Below are 17,857 nucleotides of genomic sequence, written 5' to 3'. Positions count from 1 at the left end.
CCCCCTAGATGACCCCGCTGCAGGCCGGGGGAAGGTTTTCCGATGTGGTGATGAACATCTTGGCGAAGTAGGGAGCGGCGGCAATGACGATCCCCCCGATGCCCGCCCCGATCATGAGGGGCATGGCGTTGCGCCCCCCGATGGCCAGGCTGATGCCCCCGATGGCGAACATGAGGACGATGATCCCCAGGCCGATGGGCCCCTTCAGGTACTTCACGATGGTGCAGATGGCTGCCGTCACGTTGTTGAAGGCCTGGTCCGCCTGGGCATGGGCCACGCCGGAGAAGAGGACCAGACTGGCCAAAAGGGCCAGAACCAGGAACCTGCCATGCTCAGAGAAGAGGAAAGCCTTCGCCTTTTGTACCCAAGTGCGCACGTTTACCTCCTCGTTAGCCACCTGAGGCTGAGCGCACCTTCAGCCCCAGTCCCCTGGCCGCTTGCCCCAGACCGGGAATACGCCCTGGAAATACCGGGGTTGCCCCAATCGTTGCGGCAAAACATGCCCGGTCCCCGGCAAGGGTCTTGCCTATAGCCGAAGCCCCCATGGGATTGGTCCAGTTCCCACCCCCTTTCCACCTCATACGGCCATTACTATAGCACAACACCCGCACTATATGGCAACATGAGGGCATGCGGTTGGATCCTGACGTGCGCAAACAGGTGGAGAGCAAGCTGGGCAGGCCCGTACCGGAACCGGACGAGCCGGAGTTCTACCGCCTCCTGGAGGAGCTCAGGACCACCGACCCCGAGCTCCAGGAGCTTCTGGAGAAGAGCATCGTCTTTGAGCAGGTGGTCCCCCCGGAGGAGGAGGTGCGCCGGGAGGTGAAAAAGCGGGCCCTCATCAGGGACCTCATCAACCGCCTCTTCATGCGCTACGACGAGCTCACCGGGGAGTGGGTGCCCTCGAGGCCCAAGCAGATCCTGTGGGCCGTGGGCGGGGCCATGGGGGCGGTGATCTTCCTCTGGGGGATGAACAACCTGCCTTCGGGCAAAGCTCCCGCGGCCCAGGCCAAGCCACCCGCCCAGGAGGTGCGGGCAGGGGAAGGGCCGGTGGCCAGCACCGCTCCCGTCCCTTCTCCCACGCCCTCCGGGGAAGCCCTCGCCCCACAGGCGCCAGGCCCATCCCAAACGCCGGGGGCTTTGGAGGCCACCCCCACGAACCCGGAGGCTCCCGGCTCTCCCGTAGCTCTCGGGGCCGTGCCCGGAACCGAGGCGGTGCCTCCGCCGCCCACGCCGGGGGCCGTGGGGGAGGTGCCCCCGCCGCCCCAGACCACGGGCACCGCCACCTACCAGACCCCCACCGAGGTGGCCGCCCCTCCCCTCACCGCCTACACCCGCCCCGCCCCCGGCCAGGAGGTGGCCCAGGGGCCCACCATGACCGCCTTCCTCCGCCCCCAGGCCCAGGAGGGCCAGGGGCAGGGCCAGGGAAGCTCCCTGGGGGTGCCTCTAGGTGCCCAGGCGGCCCAGGGGCCAGCCCTCGCCGCCTACCAGGCCTCCTCCCAGGGCCAGGCCCAAGGGCAGGTGCCGCCCATGGCCTCCTTCGTGGCCTATAAGCCCGCCCAAAACCCCACGCCCCCTTCGGCTCCCGCCCCTTCCTCACCCCCTTCCGGGGAGCTCCGCTACTTCCAGGAGGCCATGCCCCAGGTGTTCGGCGCTGGGCCCACAGCCCAGGCCCAGCCGGGCCAGGCCCAAGCCCCCCAGGCCTCCCAGACGCCGCAAGCCTCCCAAGGGGCCTCCCCCTACCTCCCGGGCACCCGCCTGCGGGGGCGGCTGGCGGTGAAGCTGGTGGTGCCCGAGGGGGAGGAGGTCCCCGTGGCCGTGGAAACGGAAGACGGGGCGGTCTTCCTGGGCAAGGCCAAGCTCTCCCCCACCCGGCGGGTGGAGGTGAGCCTGGACCAGGCGGTCTTAGGGGGGAAGACTTTCGGCGTGAAGGCGGTGGTCCTGGGGCAGGACCGGGCCCAGGGGCTCCAGGCCCAGGTGCGGGAGGAAGCCCCCTCCCTGGTGGCCGACCTGGTGCGGGGTTCCCTGCGGGGCCTCTCCGACTACGTTAGGGCCCGGAGCCAGCAGACCACCATCACCACAAGCCCCACGGGCACGGTGATCCAGCAGGGCCAGGCCCCGCCCCTGGAGCTCTTCCTGGGGGCGGCGGCAGCAGACCTCTTCGCCGTGCCCCAGGGCCAGAAGGCGGTGGTGCGCCTGGCGGAGGTGGCGGAGGGGGTGGGCCTCGAGGTCCTGGTCCTGGGGTTGTAGCCATGGTGAAGACGCCTTCTGCCCTCCTACTGGACGGAGCCTGGTCCTTGGGTCAGGTGGAAAGGTGGGGCCTCGAGGTGCCAGAGGACGCCCTCCGGGTGGAGGGCTACCTGGGCCTCACCCACTACCGGGCCCCCAAGCGGGTGGCCTTCCTCGTCCGCCCGGACCTGGCCCACCTGCCCCTGGCCGCCTTCCGCCACCTGGCGGGCCTGGCGGAGATGCGCCTCCTCCTGGGCCTGCCCCCCGACTCCGAGGTCTGGCGCGTGAGCTACCGCAGAATGCACCCCGTGGAGGAGCCCGATGCCGTCTGGCTCACCCTGGAAGGCCCCGTGGCCGTGGAGTACGATGCCGGGGCCTACTCCCGGGAGAGGATCAGGGCCAAGGGAGAGGCCTTCGCCCGCAGGTTCGTGGGGCAGGTCTGGGGGGTGCCCATACGGGAAAGGGTAGCGACCCTCAAGCGGGTTTTGCCCGAGGCTTCAAGGGTGCTACAGGCTGCTTGGGATTAGCAACCTACCGCCCCCCGCACGAAAGCCCCCGCACCGGGGCCTCATCCGGCCTGGGGGTGTAGGGCGGGGGCGGTCCCCGGAAGGTGCATCCCCCGTACCCGCCCGTGAGGGCCCGCACGAAGGGGTAGAAGGCAGCGGTGTAGCCCCCCCTGCCGTTGGGGATGGGGGCCAGGAAAGCCCCCAGGAGAATAAGGGCCGCCAGGGTCCACTTGGCCCGCCGCAGGTCCCCCATGAGCACCCGGTAGCCCAGGAGGACCACCGCCAGGACCACCAGGGCTAGGACCAGGGCCACAGGTGGGGTGAAGGCGCAGATGAGGCGGTTTACGGCGCAGAGGACCTCATTCATATGCCCAGTAGCCCCCTCAGCAGGGGCCGGGCGAAGGCGGCCAGGATGCCCCCCAGAAGGGCGGCGATGAGGTAGAGGATCCCCCGGTCCTTCTCCCCGATGGCGATGAGGAGGCCGCCCATGACCACGGCGAAGGCCACCAGGGCCAGGATGAAGCCCCTTGGGGGGACCAGGCTCTCCACCAGGTCGGCAAACTGCCTAGCCACCTCCAAGGGCCACCTCCCGCACCTCCACCCGGGGGCGGCCTCTCCGCACCGCCTGCCCCTCGGGCACCAGGACCACCACCCGCCCCGCCGTGGCCTCCAGGGGATCCTTACGCCGGGGGCGGCTTTCCAGGAGGCCCCGCTGGGCTCCTCCCACCACCAAGACCCGCTCCCCTTCCCCTTCCAAGACCGCCCGGCCCCCTTTGCGCTTCAAGACCCGGTAGCCTCTGGCCACCATCTCCTCCACCTGCCGCCGCACCAGGAGGGCGTCTTCCAGGGGAGCGGGCCTCGGGGTGTAGTGGCGGGTGAGGCCCAGGGCCACCCGGCCCCGGGAGGCGGGCACCAGGACGGGGCCCAGCCGGGTCATCACCGGCTTCAGGATCCGCTCCCGCAAAGCCTCGGCCACCAGGGCCTCCCCGTAGCGCTCTGCCGCCTCCTTCAGGGTGAAGGGCCCCTCGGTCCAGGGCCGGAGGAGTTCGTGGGTGCGGCTCACGGGACACCCCCTAACGCCCGTCCCCCGTCTGGATCTCCAGGGTGGTCCCCAGAAGCCTCCGCTCCAGGGCGAAGCTCCGCCCGGGGCCCAGCTCCACCCCCCGCCACCTGAGGAGGAGCTCCCCGGGCTTTACCCCCTCCACCAGGATCACCCCGCTCTGCCCCTCCCCGGGGTTCAGCACCGCCTTCAGGGGATCCCGGCGCACGCTGAAGCGTAAGGGCCTTCCCTCCTGGAGGACCTCGAGGTCGTTCAGGGCGAAGCTCACCGGGTTGCGCCCCCGGTTTTCCAGGGTGAAGAAGACGCTCACCCGCCCCGAGGCGTCCATGGGGGCCTGGACAGCGGTGGTGAAGGCCACCTGGGGGCCGGGGTCCTGGGGCGGCTGGGGCTTGGGTGCCGGAGCCTCCACTTTAGGGGAAGCCTGCACCGGAGGAGCGGGAGGCGTGGGGGCCACCCCCTGCCCCGTGGGGGCGTAGGTCCCCCCCTGCCCCCGCCGGAGGAGGATCTGGTAGCGCCTCGGGTACTCCCCGGGGGCGATGCGCACGGTGAAGAGGAGGGTTCTCCCCCCCACCTCCACCACCAGGTCTGTCATCCCCGACTTCACCGGGACGGGACCCGTGGCCGTGCCCACCATCCCCGCCGAAAGGAGGAGCCGGGGGCCGCCGCCTTCGATCCTGAGGAGTTCCCGCTTAGCGCTGAAAGCGGCATCCACCTGGTCCCAGAAGTCCAGGACGGTGGTGAACCCCGGGCTCACCTCCAGAACGCCCGGGGAGCGCACCAGGTCTTCCGCGTAGTAGGTCTTGAGGACCACCTGGGCCTGGGCCAGGCCCGCCAAAAGGAAAAGGCCAAGGAGGGCGCTTCGCATACGCCCTTATGTTGCCACATATTTTGCCTATGGCGCAACCTTATGTTGCTATGTATGGGTCCAGGTGCCTTCCCAAAGCCCAGAAGAGGGCGGGCACCAGGAGCAAGACCCCAAGGAGGGGCGCCCCCAGGTAGAAGGCCAGGGGGGCGAAGGCCCCAAGCCAAAAGAGGGCGTCCCCCCAGGCCAGGGCGTAGAGCCTCGAGGCCTCCCCCAAGGGCAGGGGGCGGTAGAGGGCCAAAGCCCCCCACAGGGAGGGCAAAAGGGCCCAGGCCAGGGCCCCCGTGAGGGAGGCCTCCAGGGGGAAGCGGAGGGCCACCCCCAGGAAGAGGGTGAGGCTCACCCCGTAGACCACCCGCCGGAAGGCCCCAGTCCAGTCCCAGGCCGAGCCCCCCCGCTTGAGGAGGCGGTCCTGGGTGCGGAGGAAGCCCAGGGCAGGGACCAAGGCCACCAGGCCGGGCAGATGGGTCAAGGCGGCGTAGAGGACGAGGAGGGCGGGAAGCCAGACCAGGTGCCGGAGGGGGGAAGGAGGGGCCTGGGGCCTCGAGGGCTTGGGGGCCGGGGCGGGACGGGCAGGGGAAGGGGCTTCCCCGGCGGACGGGGCCACCACCTCCCGGTTGCGCCAGTCCCCGCCCCGCACGAAGACCGCGCCCCTGCCAGGGGGGAGCTTTGGGCTTCCCTGGGGAAGGGGTTCTTGGGCCTGAGGGGGCAAGGGTTCTGAGGGCTGTTCTGCGGCTGGAGAAGGCTTGGGGGAAGGGTTGGCGGGCAGGCGAAGCCGCACCTCGGGCCTGGGTCCCCCGCCCTCCAGGAAGCGGGCCAGGGCCTGCACCTCCCCGGGGGTGAGGACCCGGGGGAGGTGGGGCAGGTGCTCCTCCAGGCTCCCCAGGTGCAAGACCCCCTGGTGGTAGCCCCGCCTGGGCCCCCCCACCACCAGGGGCACCACGGGGAGGCCCAGGTGGGCGTAAAGCCTTTGCCCCAGGGCTTGGGCGGCTTCCGCGTCCTTGCCGATGGCGAAAACCCCCACCTCGGCCACCAGGGCGTGGCCGCCCTCGAGGGGGATGAGGGCAATCTCCATGGGTTCCATACTAGGGCTCACCTCCCAAAAGCGCCTCCCCCACCCGGGCCAGGACCTCTTTCCTGAGGGCTTCCCGCCCCTGCCCGTGGGCCACCTCGCAGGCGTCCCCGCCCTCCAGGGGGGCCAGGAGGTGGCCCCCAAGCTCCTCCTGCCACCGCTTTCCCGCCGCCCGGCCCGCCTCGTCCCCGTCCAAGAGGAGGAAGGTGGGCCTCCCGTCCGGCTCCGGGAGGGTGCCGTTCACCCCGGCCACCCCCACCACGTCCAGGAGGTCCCCTACGGCGAGGTAGAGGGCCACGGCGTTGAGCTCCCCCTCCACCACCAGGACCCCCGCCCGCTTCCCGTAGCCCGGGCCGTACCAGGGCGGCGTGCCGCACCCCCGGGTGAGGTAGCGATAGCGCTGGCCGTCCCTGGGCCTCAGGTGGCGCACCTTCACCGCCACCAGCCTTCCCTCGGGGTCGTGGATGGGGAGGTAGAGGTCCCCCTCGGGGGAAAGCCCCATCCCGAGGAGGACCGCCTCCCTCAGGGTGAGCCCCCGCCCCTTCAGGACCTCGGGGAGCTCCTTCGCCTCCCTGAGGCGGGCCTGGGCCTCGGAGAGGGCGGCCCCCAGGTCCACCGGGGGCTTGGGCTTCTCCTTCCCGCGCCGGAGCCGCTTCGGGAGCTCAGGGAGGGGCCTTTCTCCGAGGAGGATCTCCACCGCCTCCGCCTTGGAGAAGCCCGCGGCGAGGAGCAGGTGGTAGGCGTTGCCGCTCTCCCCGGTGGCGTGGTCCCGGAAGAACCACACTCCCCCGGCCTTGAAGAGGGAGAGGGAGGGCTTCTTGTCCCCCCGCCAGACCGCCCGGTAAAGCCCGGGCCTGCCGGGCCTGGCCCCGGACTCTGGGAAGAGCCGGGCTACGAGCTCCGGCAGGTCCACCGTGTCGATCGCCTGGGTGAGCGGGTCCACGCCCCTTCCCGTGGGGCCGCTAGGCCCCCGGGCCCCTAAACCACCTCTTCGGGTTCCAAGAAGGCCTCCAGCACCACCCCCGCTCCGTCCAGGTCCAGCCTCGCCCAAACCAGGGGGATCTCCTCCTGGAGGAAGAAGACCTCCGCCGCCACCTCCCCCTTGGGCCGCCTGAAGGTCCGAGCGTAGCCCAGGGTCTCCAGCTGCAGCCGCTCCTCGGGGAGCAGGCTGGCCATGGACACCACGCTGGCCTCGCCGTGGGCCAGCCTGCGGAAGGAGCCCTCGGGAAGGCGCAAAAGCCCCTCGAGGGCGCTTTCGCGTAGAACCACCACCAACCGCTCCCGCGAGGGGAGCAACCGCAACAGCCGGAACCCTGACCTCCCTTCCTCTTCAACCCGAACGCGGAAAAGGGCTTCAGTGCTCATAGCTCCACCTCAAAAGAAGCCGCATCGCCTCGAGGGCCTCCCGCCCCCGGAGAAGGAAGCGAAACACTCCCTGGACCTCCACCTCCGAGGCGGGCAAGCGCAGGGTGGGATAGGCGGGGTTGTGGGGTTTGAGGACCACCATGTCCCCTTCGGGGTAGATGTACTTGAGCGTGGTCTTCCCCTCGTGAAGCACGGCGGCAATCTCCCCTCGCCTCGGCCTTACTCCCCGCTCCACCACCACCACGTCCCCATCCAGGAGGTACTCCGCCATGCTGTCCCCTTCCACCACGAGGGCGAAAAGGTTAGGGCGTGCGGGCAGGGGGATGAGGCCCTCCACCTCCTCCAGAGCCTCCTCCAGGGGCCCCGCAGGAACCCTTCCCACCACCGGGATGGCGAGGCCCGCAAGCAGCCTCCCCTCCGGGGTAAGCTCCACGTGGGTGGGGCGGCCGTGCCCTTGGGGATAGAGGACCACCAGGCCCTTCCGGGCCAGGGCCTCCAGGTGCTGGCGCACGGTCTGCGGCCGCAAGCCCAAGGCCCGGGTCAGGTCATGGGCCGTGGGGGAAAGGCCCCGGCGCAGGAGCCGCGCCGCTTCTAAAAAGACCCGCTTTTGCCCTTCCGGCAAGGGGGGTGCCATAGCTCCTCCTCTACCTGTTTTATAACAGTACCCCCCTCAAGGTGCAAGCCCTCCACCCAAGGTTCTTCGGTCAGCGGGCAAAACGGCGTAGGGCACTCCAATCTCCGCGAGAAGGAGCACAGGAAGGCATGCGCTGACCGACTACAAAGTCTAGGCGCGCGGGGCGGCTCCTGAGTATACTGAGGGGCGCATGGTCCTGACCGAGCGGATCCCCCTAGTGGCGGACGAGGCCGGAGGCCTCCGGGTAGAGGGCACCCGGGTCTACCTGGAAGACCTCCTGGACGCCTACGAGGGGGGGCTCTCCCCCGAGGAGATGGTCCTGGCCTACCCCAGCCTAAGCCTTGCGGACGTGTACGCCGTCCTGGCTTGGGCTCTGCGCCACCCGGAGGAGGTGGCCGCCTACCGGGAGAGGGCGAAGAGGGCGGCTCTGGAGGCGGAGGAGCGGGCCCGGGTCCACTTCCCCAAGGCCCTTCTCGCCCGGCTGGGTAGGGCGTGAAGCTCCTTTTGGACGAGAACGTGGAAAGGGCCCTCTTCCTGGGCCTGAAGCGGCGCCACCCCGGGCTAGACGTGGTTCGGGTAGTGGACGTGGGCCTTGGGGGGAGATCAGACGCTGAGGTCCTGGAGTGGGCCGCCCGGGAAGGACGGGTGCTGGTGTCCAGGGACCACGCCACCCTGAGCGCCGAGGCCGCGCGGCGCATAGAGGAGGGCAGGCCCATGTCTGGGCTCATCCTCTTGCGCCGGGGGGTCGGCGTGGGCCGGATCTTGGAGGATCTGGAGCTCCTTCTGACTGCCGCGCGACCTGGGGAGCTGGAGAACGCCATCCTGTATCTGCCCTTCTAGAGTTGGCCTTCGCGTTTCCTTCAAGGAGGTCCACCAGCTCCTTTTGGGCCCCTCGGTCACAAGCCAGGAGCTTAAAGGTCTCCGGCTTCTGGTGGACCTCTACCTGCTGAGGCGCCTGCCTCCCCTTGAGGCCAACGTGGGGAAGCGCCTGGTGAAAAGCTCCAAGCTCTACCTGCGGGACAGCGGTCTGGTCCACGCCCTCCTGGGGCTCCGCACTTTGGAGGACCTCCTTGCCCACCCCGTGGTGGGGAGGAGCTATGAGGGCTTCGTGGTGGAGAACCTCCTCCAGGTGCTTCCCGAGGGGGGCGAGGCCTACTTCTACCGCACCCGGGCCGGGGCGGAGGTGGACCTGGTCCTCCTCCTGCCCGGGGGGAGGCTCTGGGCCGTGGAGGTCAAGCGGAGCCTTGATCCCCGGCCTTCCCGGGGGTTCCACGAGGCGCTGAAGGACCTCAAGCCCCAGGAGGCCTTCGTGATTTACCCGGGAGGGGAGACCTTCCCCGTTGGGGGAGGGAGTCTTCGCCGCTCCCCTTGGGGCGATGATGGAGCGGCTCTGGAGGAGGTAAGCGCCCGCCCTCGGGTTTCGCGGCCCGGGTCTATCCGGCCACACTGCCCTTGCTGGTGAGCGGTTGGCCAGGGCCGCGTGGCTCCCGGTGGGGGACCTTTACGACGGCCTTCAACCCACATTCCGCATCCCTCCTCCCCTGGCCTTAGGATTTTGGGATGGAAGCCACACCCGATCTGCGGGTGTACGACCTCGGCCACCTGGGCCTGGTGGCCAGCACCGTGGACCGTATCGGGCTGGTCCCCCTGGTGGACGAACGGGTGGGCCCCCGCCCGGGGGAAAAGGTGAGCACGGGGGTGGCCCTGGTCAGCCCCGAAGGGGCTACCTTGTAAGCGGCCATTATGAACGCCCTAGGCTTTGTCTCTTCTCCCCTCTACCTCTTCGGCCACTACTGGGAGGGTAAGCCCACGGAGTGGCTTCTGGGAAAGGGCGTCACCCCAGGCCTCCTCAACGACGACCGCATGGGCCGCATGCTGGACACCCTCTTTACCTGCTGGAGTAAAGGGGGTGCGGAATGTGGGGTGTACAAGGGGACGGGGGTGGGGTGTACAAGGGGACGGGGGAAGTACGGCGCGCGGCGAGCTACGCCCTCCCCAGCCTGGGGACCGAGGAAGCAGACGCGAGGCGGCTTGGGGAGCTTCTCCTTTCCCGGTGGAAGATGGAGAACCGGTCCTTTTGGGTACGGGACGTCCTCCTCCATGAGGACGCCTGCCAGGTGCGGGGCGTGGGGGCGCAAGTCTTGGCGGTCCTCCGGGCCTTTCTGGTGTCCCTGCTGTACCGCAGGGGGGTGCGGAAGAAGAAGGCGGCCCTGGAGACCTTCTCCTTCCATCCCCTCTCCGCCCTCAGGTTCCTGGGGCTCTATGCGGTATAACGGTCAAGTCTGCTCTCCGTCCCGTCGGGGCACAAGGGGTCCGGGACGCTCCCCTCGGGGCAGGCCCGCAAGGGGTGGTACCGGGGGCGGTAGGCGGGGGTCGTCTCCACCCCGTAAAGCCCGCCCCGGAGGGCGAGGTCGGTGACGTGGCCCCGGGTGGCTGTGACCACCAGGTACCCCTCCTCGGCGAGGGCCTCGTAGACCACGAGGCCGGGGAGGTAGCGGCGCATGGGCCGGCCGAAGAAGCCGGCCAGGGTGCGGGCCTTGTTGGGCGACTCCACCACCACCACCCGCTCGGGCAGGGCAAGGCTACCCCGCTCCCCCGGGCGAGCCGTTCCCGGTCCTCGTCCACGCGCTTCAAGAGGGCCTCGAGGTCCGCCTCGGCCACGGGGAGAGGCGGCGCCTCCAGGAGGTAGCCGAGCCGGCGCACGAGGGCGGTGAAGGCCTTCCTGTCCTCGGCGAGGAGGAGGGCGAGGCCCTGGGTGAGCCCCGCCGGGGTGAGGCGGCTCGTCCGCCCCGAGGCCTGGAGGTAGCCGGTGACGTCGGCGAAGACCAGGACGGGCTTTTCCCCCACGAAGGTGAGCCCCACCTCGGGGCTTTCCGCCACGCGGGCGCGGAAGGCGGGGTCGGCGAGCCGCTCCAGGAGGGCTTCTCGCAGGGGGGCGACCTCCTTCTCCTGGAGCCCGGGCCTCCTGGCGAGGCTTCGGACCAGGGCCTTAAGCCTTGGGTCCTCCAGGAGGGGCAAAAGGGCAGGGGGTTGCGCCAGGAGGCGAACCCCACGAGGAGGTCTGCCTCGCCCCGCCGGAAGGCCTCGAGCGCCTCGGGCTCCAGATAGGCCTTGGCCCTGAGGCCCCGGGCCCGGAGGAAGCGGGCGAGGTCCAGGGCGGCCTCCTTCGGCAGGTCCCCGGGGAGGAAGAAAAGCCCCCCCTTTCCAAGCCGCCCCGCCCACTCCGCCCCCCTGGCCCAGAGTTCCTCCTGGGAGAGCCCGAAGGCCTCCTCGTAGAGGTCGGCTACCTTGCGCAGGGCGAAGCTCGGCGTGCCCACCTCAAAGCCCAAAAGCTCGCGGAAGAGGTGGACCCGCGGCGAGTGCGGCCTTGCGGTGGCGCTCGCCACGGCGAGGACCCCCCGGGCCTTCCCCCTCAGCCTTTCGGCCCTCCGCTCGGCCTCCTCAGGGTGCCTCCTCCGGAGCCGGATGAGGGCGAGGCCCTTCTCCACGTCCTCGGGGGCGAAGCCCAGAAGCCCCAGGACCCGGTCCACGTTCCGCGCCGACTTGAGGAGGCTGGCCACATCGTCCACGAAGAGGAAGTCCACGGGCCGGGGGAGCCGGGCGTGGTTTTTGTGGAGGAAGGCCACGGTGAAGAGGCCGATGGGGCGGCCGCCCTCGAGGAGGGCTTCCTTCTCCCGGGGCTTCCCGGTGTAGGCGGCGAAGGGGGCGCCCAGGGCCCGAAGCCGCTCCGCCGCCTGGGCCACGAGGAGGCGGGTGGGGAAGACGAGGTAGCTCCGCCGCCCCTCCCTGGCAAGCCAGCTGGCGGTGAGGAGGCCGAAGGTGGTCTTGCCGATCCCCGTGGGGGCGAGCATGGCGAAGGAGCGCCCCTGCACCACCCGCGCGGCCCAGGCCCGCTGCCGCGGCCAGGGCGGGGCGCCCACCTGGGCCGTAAAGAAGCGGGTCCAGTCGGCGAGGGCCTTTTCCTGGGCGGCGAAATGGGCGAGCGCCCCGGGGAGGGGAGGCTTTTGGGGGTCCGGCTGGCAGCGGGCGCAGGCAAGCCCCGCAGCGAGGCGCTCGCTTTCCGCCTCGCCGCCGCAGTTTGGGCAGTAGGCGGCGTAGCGCGTCGGGATCACGGCCCCATCCTAACCCGAAAAGCCCTGGGCCCCTCGGCGAAGGGCACGGGCCGGCGGTGGCCGGGGAGGAAGGCGAGCTCCTTTTGCGCCAGGTCCTGGAGACGGGGACCGAGGTCTTGCAGATCCTGCTGGACGCCGACCAGGGCCATGCCCAGGGGGCGTACTCTGCGGCCTTCTTTCGGGAACACGGCGGCCGCAAGAACGGCCACTACCCCCGTAGGCTGGAAACCGCCTTCGGCCAGGTGGCCCTTCGGGGCGGCGAACTTCAGGAAGCGCTTGTTGAGGTCCACCTCGCCAAAGAGGGAGAGCCCCGGTACCTGCTCCACGGGCAGGTGGCGCTTGTGCTCGGGGGTTTCCAGGACGATGGTGTTGGCCATCCCGCCAAGCCTTCCCGAGGAGAAGGCGTAGACCGGCTTAACCATCCCCTTCTTCCACGAAGTGGAGCTCAAAGTAGGCGCACCCCGAGCAGGCTGGGATCCTCTTGGGGGGTGGAGGGGTGGGCCTTTACAAGAGCGCCCGAAGGGCCTCCTCCTTGCGCATCCCGTGGGCCAGGGCATGGGGCGGGCTTTTCCGGTAGCGCTGGGCCTCGTGGAAGCCCTGTGCCTCCAGGTCCTGGTAGAGGCTTCCCCCCAGGGCCACGTCCCTTCCCTGGAGGCCCTTTTCCGCCGCATACCGGGCCAGGAAAGGTTCTTGGGTGTCCCGCTCGGGGCTCACCCCCGGAGCCTCGGGTGGGACCCCTCCCCGAAGCAGGCGGGATCGGTATCCCCGCCCCCCGGGAGGCGGAAAGGATCCGCTCCAGCCTCTCCGGGGGTTAGGGGGACGTGGGCGAGGCCCCTATGGGAGAGGGCCTTTAGGTGGGGCTAAAAAACGCCCCGAAGAACCTTCGGGCCAGGGAGGATCTGGGTGGCCCCGCCGATAAGGCGCATGGACCCCGCAGCACAACCCCAAGGTCCCTAGCCACCGGAATGGACCAGGTAGCGGAAGCCCAAAGGCGGGATCTCCACCTGGTTCCGGTAGGTGCGCCCCTCGAGGGGGTCCCGCCAGCCCCCCGGGGGCAGGGGCAGGGGGGTGGCCTCGAGGCCGCTATTGAAGGCCGCTAACACCTCGCCTTCTCCCGGCTCCCCGCGGAAGAAGGCGAGCAGGTGGCCTTCCCCCAGATACCCCCGGAAGACCGCGCTCCTCAGGGCGGGGAGCTCCCGGCGCAGCCAGGCCAGCCCTTGGTAAAAGGCCAGGGTCTCCCCGCGGCACCGGTCCCACTGAAAGGGGTACCGTTGGAGGTCGTACGGGGGCTTATCGGGTTTCTCCCCGGTAAAGCCGCACTCGTCCCCCTGGAAGGTCACCGGGACCCCGGGGAGGGCGTAGAGGAGGGCTGCGGCCAACCGCTGCCGGGCCCGGGCCTCGGAGCTTGGGACGTCCCCTAGGCCCCCGCCCCCCACCTCGGTGAGGAGCCGGGCGGTGTCGTGGGAGCTGATCAGGTTGAAGCCCATGCCGGCCACGGCCTCGGGGTAGAGGGCGTAGGTCCGGGAGAGGTCGGCCAAGGCCCGCCTCCCGTTGTAAAGGGCCAGGCTTCCCCCCTTGGCGAAGCGCAACAGGATGTCCCGGCCGATGGCGTAGTTCATCAGGGAGTCAAACTCGTCTCCCTGGAGCCAGCTTGTATCGCGCTGCCAGATCTCGCCCACCAGGTAGGCCTCGGGCTTGAGCCCCTTGAGTTCGGTCCGGAGGGCCTTGAAGAAGCCGTGGGCATCCAGGAGATCCCCGGGCACGTCCACCCGCACGCCGTCAAAGCCGAAGCGCAGCCAGTACTTGGCGACCTCTAGGAGGTAGCGCCGGACCCCCGGGTTGGCGGTGTTGAGCTTCGGCAGGTTCCCCAGGCCCCACCAGCCCTCGTAGGCCTGGCCGTCCCCCGGCGTGAAGGGCCAGCGCTTGATGAAGTACCAGTTCCAGTAGGGGGAAGCCGGCCCCCGCCGGACCACGTCCTGGAAGGCCCAGAAGCCCAGGCCGGTGTGGTTGGGTACGAAGTCAAAGATGACCCGCATTCCCCGGCGGTGGGCCTCCTCCAAAAGTTTCTTCAGGAGGGTCTTGTCGCCGAACTTGGGCGAGACCTCGAGGTGGTCGTGGGTGTCGTAACCGTGGGCCGAGCCCGAGTCAAAGAGGGGGTTGAAGTAGATCAAGCTGACCCCGAGGGCCTCGAGGTGGGGAAGCTTGGCCAGGACGCCCACCAGGTCGCCCCCGAAGTACTGGTGGCAGCAGTGGTGCACGCTGGGCGGGTCGGTCCAGCCCGAGAGGTGGGGTCCCATCTCTCCCGAGCGCTGCCAGACCAGGTTGAACTGGTACTCATCGGTCTCCAGGGCCTTGGCGTCGTTGCTGGGGTCGCCGTTGAAGAAGCGCTCCGGGAAGATCTGGTAGCCCACCCCTTCCCCTACCCAGGGCACCTCGGCAAAGGGGTGCGCAGGGGGGGTAAAGGGGCCAAAGACCTCTTCCCGGCCGTCTTGGGTCTGGACCCGGATGCGGTACGCCCCGATCCCAGGCGCCACCGCCACGCGCCACACCTCAGTTCCCGGGAAAAAGAGCTGGCGGTGCATGGGGAACCGCTCCCCGCCCGCCTCCAGCTAGGCCTTGGCGACCACCCCTTCGGCGGCGCTAAAGCGAAGGGAAAGCTTTCCGTCCGCCAGGGAGAGGTAGCGGGCCTCCTTGGGGTCATGGGCGAACTCCAGGGCCACCGGCCCGCCCGGGGCTAATGGGGCCTGGACCACGATCACCGCGTTCTGGCCGCCGAAGCCGTCGTCCACACAACCTGCGGCCGTGGGGTCCACCATTGGGGTGCCGAAGGTGGGGTCGTGGCACATGTCCTTGGGCCACTGGCCGTTGATAAAGAACTTGTACTGGTACTCGCCTGGTTCCAGATCCAAGGTTATCGTCCAGGAGCCGTCCTCCTTCTTCATGGGGGTCTCGCCCCAGCCGTTGAACGAGCCCCTGAGGCTCACTGTCCGCACCTCCAACCCCGGGGGCGGGGTGTAGCGGAAGGTGACCGGCACCCCCAAGGCCCAGCCGAGGACCGCTACCAGCGCCAGGATTCGCCGCATATTCCCTCCTGTAAAAGCGCTTCCATACTACCCCAAACTGGGGAAAGCCTCAGCTCAGGGCCGCGAAAAAGCTTGTACACCCTTCTCCGGAGGAGAGGCCGGTGAAGGGCTAGACGTGCGGGGGGATGTGAACGTGGTGTAGAATGGCTTATATGGTGAAAAAGGTCCACTCCACCACACTAACGGTTGATGCCCAGGGAAGGGTGCTCCTCCCGAGCCCCTTGCGCCGGGCCTTGGGCCTTAGGCCGGGGACCCGGTTGGTGGCCTTGGTGGAGGAGGGTCGCCTGGTGCTGGAACCTTGGGAACGGGTGGAGGAAGCGCTTTGGGAGGAGCTTTCCGACATCAAGGAAAGCCTTACCGAGGAGCTTTTGCGGGAACGGCGCTTGGAGGCCGAGCGGGATGCCTGAGGAAAAACTTCTGGACGCTTCCGCCTTGCTCGCCTACCTGCAAAGGGAGTCCGGCTTCGAGGTGGTGCGCCAGGCCTTGCGTGAGGGGGCGGCCATCAGCGCAGTGAACCTGGCCGAGGTGGTGGGCAAGCTCAAGGGTAGAGGAAAAGACGCGGACCGGATTGTGGCCAGACTGCTGGCGATGGGCCTCGAGGTGGTGCCCTTCACCTTGGAGGAAGCCCTCGAGGCGGGTGCCCTGGATCCCTTGACCCGCCCCTTGGGGTTTTCCCTTGGGGACCGGGCCTGCTTGGCCACGGGGAAGGTGCGGGGCTTGGAGATCCTCACCACAGACCGGGCCTGGAGCCAGATCCCGGGCGTGCGGATACGGGTGGTGCGCTAAGCTCAGGGGGCCGGATCAAACACCTCCCTCATGACCCAGCTGGAGGCGGCCACGGGAAGTCTTTTCCCCAAGGCGCCCCAGTGGGGCAACTACCTGGACATCTGGCGCGTCCTGCCCTTCTTTCACTACTTGAAAAACTCCTTCCTGGTCTGCTCCCTGACCACGGCCTTCGCCCTGGCCGTGGCCACCTTCGCCGGGTACGCCCTCGCCCGGTTCCGCTTCCCCGGAGCGGAGCTTTTTGGGGGAAGCGTCCTCGTGACCCAGGTGATCCCCGGAATCCTCTTCCTGATCCCCATCTACATCATGTACATCTACGTGCAGAACTGGGTCCGCTCCGCTTTGGGCCTCGAGGTGCGCCTCGTGGGCAGCTACGGGGGGCTTGTCTTCACCTACACCGCCTTCTTCGTTCCCCTGAGCATCTGGGTCCTCAGGGGCTTCTTCGCCTCCATTCCCAAGGAGCTGGAGGAGGCGGCCATGGTGGACGGGGCCACGCCCTTCCAGGCCTTCCACCGGGTGATCCTGCCCCTGGCCCTCCCGGGCCTCGCGGCCACGGCCGTCTACATCTTCCTCACCGCCTGGGACGAGCTCCTCTTCGCCCAGGTCCTCACCACCGAGGCCACCGCCACCATTCCCGTGGGCATCCGCAACTTCGTGGGCAACTACCAGAACCGCTACGACCTGGTCATGGCCGCCGCCACGGTGGCCACGCTGCCCGTCCTCGTCCTCTTCTTCTTCGCGCAGCGCCAGCTCATCCAAGGCCTCACCGCCGGGTCGGTGAAGGGCTAGGCGTTGGGAGGAGGAACGCGCATGGCCGAGAACGCCGAAAAGTTTCTGTGGGGGGTAGCCACCAGCGCCTACCAGATCGAGGGGGCCACCCAGGAGGACGGGCGGGGGCCTTCCATCTGGGACACCTTCGCCCGCCGCCCGGGGGCCATCTGGGGCGGAAGCACAGGGGAGCCCGCCTGCGACCACTACCACCGCTACGAGGAGGACATTGCCCTTATGCAATCCCTTGGGGTGGGGGTCTATCGCTTCTCCGTGGCCTGGCCTCGGATCCTCCCCGAGGGCCGGGGGCGGATCAACCCCAAGGGCCTCGCCTTTCACGACCGCCTGGTGGACCGGCTTCTCGCGGCGGGGATCACGCCCTTCCTCACCCTCTACCACTGGGACCTGCCCCAGGCCCTCGAGGACCGGGGCGGTTGGCGGAGCCGGGAGACCGCCTTCGCCTTCGCCGAGTACGCCGAGGCGGTGGCCCGGGCCCTCGCCGACCGGGTGCCCTTCTTCGCCACCCTGAACGAGCCCTGGTGCTCGGCCTTCCTCGGGCACTGGACGGGGGAACACGCCCCCGGCCTCAGGAACCTGGAGGCGGCCCTTCGCGCCGCCCACCACCTCCTCCTGGGGCACGGCCTCGCCGTGGAGGCCTTGAGGGCCGCGGGGGCGAAGCGGGTGGGGATCGTCCTCAACTTCGCCCCGGTGTACGGCGAGGACCCCGAGGCGGTGGACGTGGCTGACCGCTACCACAACCGCTACTTCCTGGACCCCATCCTGGGCAGGGGGTATCCCGAAAGCCCCTTTCAAGACCCCCCGCCCACTCCCAACCTCTCCCGTGACCTGGAGCTCGTCGCAAGGCCCCTGGACTTCCTAGGGGTGAACTACTACGCCCCCGTCCGCGTGGCCCCGGGGACGGGGCCTTTGCCCGTGCGCTACCTTCCCCCGGAGGGGCCGGTCACGGCCATGGGGTGGGAGGTCTACCCCGAGGGGCTTTACCACCTCTTGAAGCACCTCGGCCGGGAGGTGCCCTGGCCCCTTTACATCACGGAAAACGGGGCCGCCTACCCCGACCTCTGGACGGGAGAGGCCGTCGTGGAGGACCCCGAGCGGGTGGCCTACCTCGAGGCCCACGTGGAGGCCGCCTGGCGGGCCCTCTTCACCCTTTACGCCACCGCCACCCCCTTTGACCGGCCCTGGGAGGCCCGTTACCTCCTGGAGCCCACGGGCTTCGTCCCTTACCGCCTCTTCACCCGTTTCATGCGCCAGTTCGCCGTCTACACCCGGGAGCGGTACCGGGGAGGGAGGGAGTTCTACTTCGCGGGGGGGATTGAGGACCTAGCCCGCTTCCACGGGTACCTCCGGGACCGCAACCTCCTC

General features: G+C 69.4%; 22 protein-coding genes and 3 pseudogenes. 11 read left to right on the top strand and 14 right to left on the bottom strand.

From position 1 onward, the window contains the following. Window positions 1-4: 4 nt before the first annotated feature. Entirely contained in the window at window positions 5-376 is a 372-nt protein-coding gene (locus tag ABXG85_RS09330; RefSeq protein WP_295426152.1) for a TrbC/VirB2 family protein, read from the bottom strand. Window positions 377-630: 254 nt separating this feature from the next. Here ABXG85_RS09330 and ABXG85_RS09325 point away from each other — a divergent pair, with 254 nt between their 5' ends. Together ABXG85_RS09325 and ABXG85_RS09320 are read left to right on the top strand one after the other, a co-directional pair. Then, the gene (locus ABXG85_RS09325; protein WP_295426151.1) at window positions 631-2,250 is read left to right on the top strand and encodes a hypothetical protein; all 1,620 of its coding nucleotides are present in this window, start codon (window positions 631-633) and stop codon (window positions 2,248-2,250) included. Between the two features lie 2 nt (window positions 2,251-2,252). Beyond that, window positions 2,253-2,756: a hypothetical protein gene (locus ABXG85_RS09320; RefSeq protein WP_295426150.1), complete on the top strand. Its 504-nt coding sequence runs from the start codon at window positions 2,253-2,255 to the stop codon at window positions 2,754-2,756. Window positions 2,757-2,760: 4 nt separating this feature from the next. On the opposite strand, the gene ABXG85_RS09315 is transcribed toward ABXG85_RS09320, so the two are convergent. From ABXG85_RS09315 to ABXG85_RS09280, 8 genes are read right to left on the bottom strand one after another with little or no spacing between them, the layout of a single operon-like run. Next, the gene (locus ABXG85_RS09315; RefSeq protein WP_295426149.1) at window positions 2,761-3,102 is read right to left on the bottom strand and encodes a hypothetical protein; all 342 of its coding nucleotides are present in this window, start codon (window positions 3,100-3,102) and stop codon (window positions 2,761-2,763) included. After that, complete coding sequence (locus tag ABXG85_RS09310; protein ID WP_295426155.1) at window positions 3,099-3,308, bottom strand: hypothetical protein; 210 nt, start codon at window positions 3,306-3,308, stop codon at window positions 3,099-3,101. Before ABXG85_RS09310 ends, ABXG85_RS09315 begins: the two co-directional genes overlap by 4 nt. After that, complete coding sequence (locus tag ABXG85_RS09305; protein ID WP_295426148.1) at window positions 3,301-3,798, bottom strand: hypothetical protein; 498 nt, start codon at window positions 3,796-3,798, stop codon at window positions 3,301-3,303. The genes ABXG85_RS09310 and ABXG85_RS09305 overlap by 8 nt, the downstream gene beginning before the upstream one ends. A 10-nt stretch (window positions 3,799-3,808) precedes the next feature. Next, on the bottom strand, window positions 3,809-4,660 hold the full coding sequence (locus ABXG85_RS09300; RefSeq protein ID WP_353513415.1) for a hypothetical protein: 852 nt from the start codon (window positions 4,658-4,660) through the stop codon (window positions 3,809-3,811). Window positions 4,661-4,700: 40 nt separating this feature from the next. Continuing rightward, a complete protein-coding gene (locus tag ABXG85_RS09295; RefSeq protein ID WP_353513414.1) occupies window positions 4,701-5,732 on the bottom strand; it encodes a hypothetical protein in 1,032 nt (343 codons plus the stop codon). Window positions 5,733-5,742: 10 nt separating this feature from the next. Then, window positions 5,743-6,672, bottom strand: coding sequence for a toprim domain-containing protein (locus ABXG85_RS09290; RefSeq protein ID WP_353513413.1), 930 nt, complete (start codon window positions 6,670-6,672; stop codon window positions 5,743-5,745). A gap of 35 nt (window positions 6,673-6,707) precedes the next feature. Further along, window positions 6,708-7,094, bottom strand: a complete 387-nt coding sequence (locus ABXG85_RS09285) for a hypothetical protein (RefSeq protein WP_014677642.1) — start codon at window positions 7,092-7,094, stop codon at window positions 6,708-6,710. After that, window positions 7,084-7,728 (bottom strand): LexA family protein, encoded by a 645-nt coding sequence (locus ABXG85_RS09280; protein ID WP_135343467.1) that lies wholly within the window; start codon window positions 7,726-7,728, stop codon window positions 7,084-7,086. Before ABXG85_RS09280 ends, ABXG85_RS09285 begins: the two co-directional genes overlap by 11 nt. A gap of 190 nt (window positions 7,729-7,918) precedes the next feature. On the opposite strand from ABXG85_RS09280, the gene ABXG85_RS09275 reads away from it, so the two are divergent. The 5 genes and pseudogenes from ABXG85_RS09275 to ABXG85_RS09255 form a co-directional block, all read left to right on the top strand. Next, the gene (locus ABXG85_RS09275; RefSeq protein ID WP_014632319.1) at window positions 7,919-8,224 is read left to right on the top strand and encodes a DUF433 domain-containing protein; all 306 of its coding nucleotides are present in this window, start codon (window positions 7,919-7,921) and stop codon (window positions 8,222-8,224) included. Beyond that, window positions 8,221-8,568: a DUF5615 family PIN-like protein gene (locus tag ABXG85_RS09270; protein ID WP_014632318.1), complete on the top strand. Its 348-nt coding sequence runs from the start codon at window positions 8,221-8,223 to the stop codon at window positions 8,566-8,568. The genes ABXG85_RS09275 and ABXG85_RS09270 overlap by 4 nt, the downstream gene beginning before the upstream one ends. A 43-nt stretch (window positions 8,569-8,611) precedes the next feature. Then, a complete protein-coding gene (locus ABXG85_RS09265; protein WP_279231285.1) occupies window positions 8,612-9,190 on the top strand; it encodes a DUF4143 domain-containing protein in 579 nt (192 codons plus the stop codon). 98 nt (window positions 9,191-9,288) lie between these two features. Beyond that, window positions 9,289-9,618 (top strand): annotated as a pseudogene (locus ABXG85_RS09260) (DUF4277 domain-containing protein); the annotation flags it as partial. 59 nt (window positions 9,619-9,677) lie between these two features. Continuing rightward, a pseudogene (locus ABXG85_RS09255) lies at window positions 9,678-10,001 on the top strand (transposase); the annotation flags it as partial. On the opposite strand, the gene ABXG85_RS09250 reads toward ABXG85_RS09255, so the two are convergent. The 5 genes and pseudogenes from ABXG85_RS09250 to ABXG85_RS09230 all read right to left on the bottom strand — a co-directional run bounded on the left by ABXG85_RS09250 (window position 9,989) and on the right by ABXG85_RS09230 (window position 14,923). After that, window positions 9,989-10,291, bottom strand: coding sequence for a toprim domain-containing protein (locus ABXG85_RS09250; RefSeq protein ID WP_295426144.1), 303 nt, complete (start codon window positions 10,289-10,291; stop codon window positions 9,989-9,991). The pseudogene ABXG85_RS09255 and the gene ABXG85_RS09250 sit on opposite strands and share 13 nt — an antisense overlap. Before the next feature lie 67 nt (window positions 10,292-10,358). Then, window positions 10,359-11,840: a DEAD/DEAH box helicase gene (locus ABXG85_RS09245; protein WP_014516130.1), complete on the bottom strand. Its 1,482-nt coding sequence runs from the start codon at window positions 11,838-11,840 to the stop codon at window positions 10,359-10,361. Then, the gene (locus ABXG85_RS12915) at window positions 11,837-12,262 is read right to left on the bottom strand and encodes a hypothetical protein (protein WP_014516131.1); all 426 of its coding nucleotides are present in this window, start codon (window positions 12,260-12,262) and stop codon (window positions 11,837-11,839) included. The genes ABXG85_RS09245 and ABXG85_RS12915 overlap by 4 nt, the downstream gene beginning before the upstream one ends. An 82-nt stretch (window positions 12,263-12,344) precedes the next feature. Beyond that, a complete protein-coding gene (locus ABXG85_RS09235; RefSeq protein ID WP_014516132.1) occupies window positions 12,345-12,554 on the bottom strand; it encodes a gamma-glutamyl-gamma-aminobutyrate hydrolase family protein in 210 nt (69 codons plus the stop codon). A 239-nt stretch (window positions 12,555-12,793) separates the two neighbouring features. Continuing rightward, window positions 12,794-14,923 (bottom strand): annotated as a pseudogene (locus ABXG85_RS09230) (alpha-amylase family glycosyl hydrolase). A gap of 152 nt (window positions 14,924-15,075) precedes the next feature. Between ABXG85_RS09230 and ABXG85_RS09225 the strand changes: the two are divergent. From ABXG85_RS09225 to ABXG85_RS09210, 4 genes are all read left to right on the top strand, one after another. After that, window positions 15,076-15,330: an AbrB/MazE/SpoVT family DNA-binding domain-containing protein gene (locus ABXG85_RS09225; RefSeq protein WP_014516134.1), complete on the top strand. Its 255-nt coding sequence runs from the start codon at window positions 15,076-15,078 to the stop codon at window positions 15,328-15,330. Then, complete coding sequence (locus ABXG85_RS09220; RefSeq protein ID WP_014516135.1) at window positions 15,323-15,709, top strand: type II toxin-antitoxin system VapC family toxin; 387 nt, start codon at window positions 15,323-15,325, stop codon at window positions 15,707-15,709. Before ABXG85_RS09225 ends, ABXG85_RS09220 begins: the two co-directional genes overlap by 8 nt. 30 nt (window positions 15,710-15,739) lie before the next feature. After that, window positions 15,740-16,495, top strand: coding sequence for a carbohydrate ABC transporter permease (locus ABXG85_RS09215; protein ID WP_016330315.1), 756 nt, complete (start codon window positions 15,740-15,742; stop codon window positions 16,493-16,495). A gap of 21 nt (window positions 16,496-16,516) precedes the next feature. After that, window positions 16,517-17,857, top strand: a 1,341-nt coding sequence (locus ABXG85_RS09210; RefSeq protein ID WP_353513412.1) for a GH1 family beta-glucosidase, incomplete at its 3' end; no start/stop codon positions are given.

This window comes from Thermus sp. LT1-2-5, assembly GCF_040363165.1.
GTDB lineage: Bacteria > Deinococcota > Deinococci > Deinococcales > Thermaceae > Thermus.
This window is presented reverse-complemented; position numbering and strand designations above follow the sequence as displayed.

Bases quoted from the DNA above. Each gene is read 5' to 3' on its own strand.
- ABXG85_RS09280 (WP_135343467.1), bottom strand. From the start codon at position 7,728: ATGGCACCCCCCTTGCCGGAAGGGCAAAAGCGGGTCTTTTTAGAAGCG.
- ABXG85_RS09295 (WP_353513414.1), bottom strand. From the start codon at position 5,732: ATGGAGATTGCCCTCATCCCCCTCGAGGGCGGCCACGCCCTGGTGGCC.
- ABXG85_RS09285 (WP_014677642.1), bottom strand. From the start codon at position 7,094: ATGAGCACTGAAGCCCTTTTCCGCGTTCGGGTTGAAGAGGAAGGGAGG.
- ABXG85_RS12915 (WP_014516131.1), bottom strand. From the start codon at position 12,262: ATGGTTAAGCCGGTCTACGCCTTCTCCTCGGGAAGGCTTGGCGGGATG.
- ABXG85_RS09220 (WP_014516135.1), top strand. From the start codon at position 15,323: ATGCCTGAGGAAAAACTTCTGGACGCTTCCGCCTTGCTCGCCTACCTG.
- ABXG85_RS09325 (WP_295426151.1), top strand. From the start codon at position 631: ATGCGGTTGGATCCTGACGTGCGCAAACAGGTGGAGAGCAAGCTGGGC.
- ABXG85_RS09300 (WP_353513415.1), bottom strand. From the start codon at position 4,660: ATGCGAAGCGCCCTCCTTGGCCTTTTCCTTTTGGCGGGCCTGGCCCAG.
- ABXG85_RS09275 (WP_014632319.1), top strand. From the start codon at position 7,919: ATGGTCCTGACCGAGCGGATCCCCCTAGTGGCGGACGAGGCCGGAGGC.
- ABXG85_RS09320 (WP_295426150.1), top strand. From the start codon at position 2,253: ATGGTGAAGACGCCTTCTGCCCTCCTACTGGACGGAGCCTGGTCCTTG.
- ABXG85_RS09215 (WP_016330315.1), top strand. From the start codon at position 15,740: ATGACCCAGCTGGAGGCGGCCACGGGAAGTCTTTTCCCCAAGGCGCCC.
- ABXG85_RS09225 (WP_014516134.1), top strand. From the start codon at position 15,076: ATGGTGAAAAAGGTCCACTCCACCACACTAACGGTTGATGCCCAGGGA.
- ABXG85_RS09315 (WP_295426149.1), bottom strand. From the start codon at position 3,102: ATGAATGAGGTCCTCTGCGCCGTAAACCGCCTCATCTGCGCCTTCACC.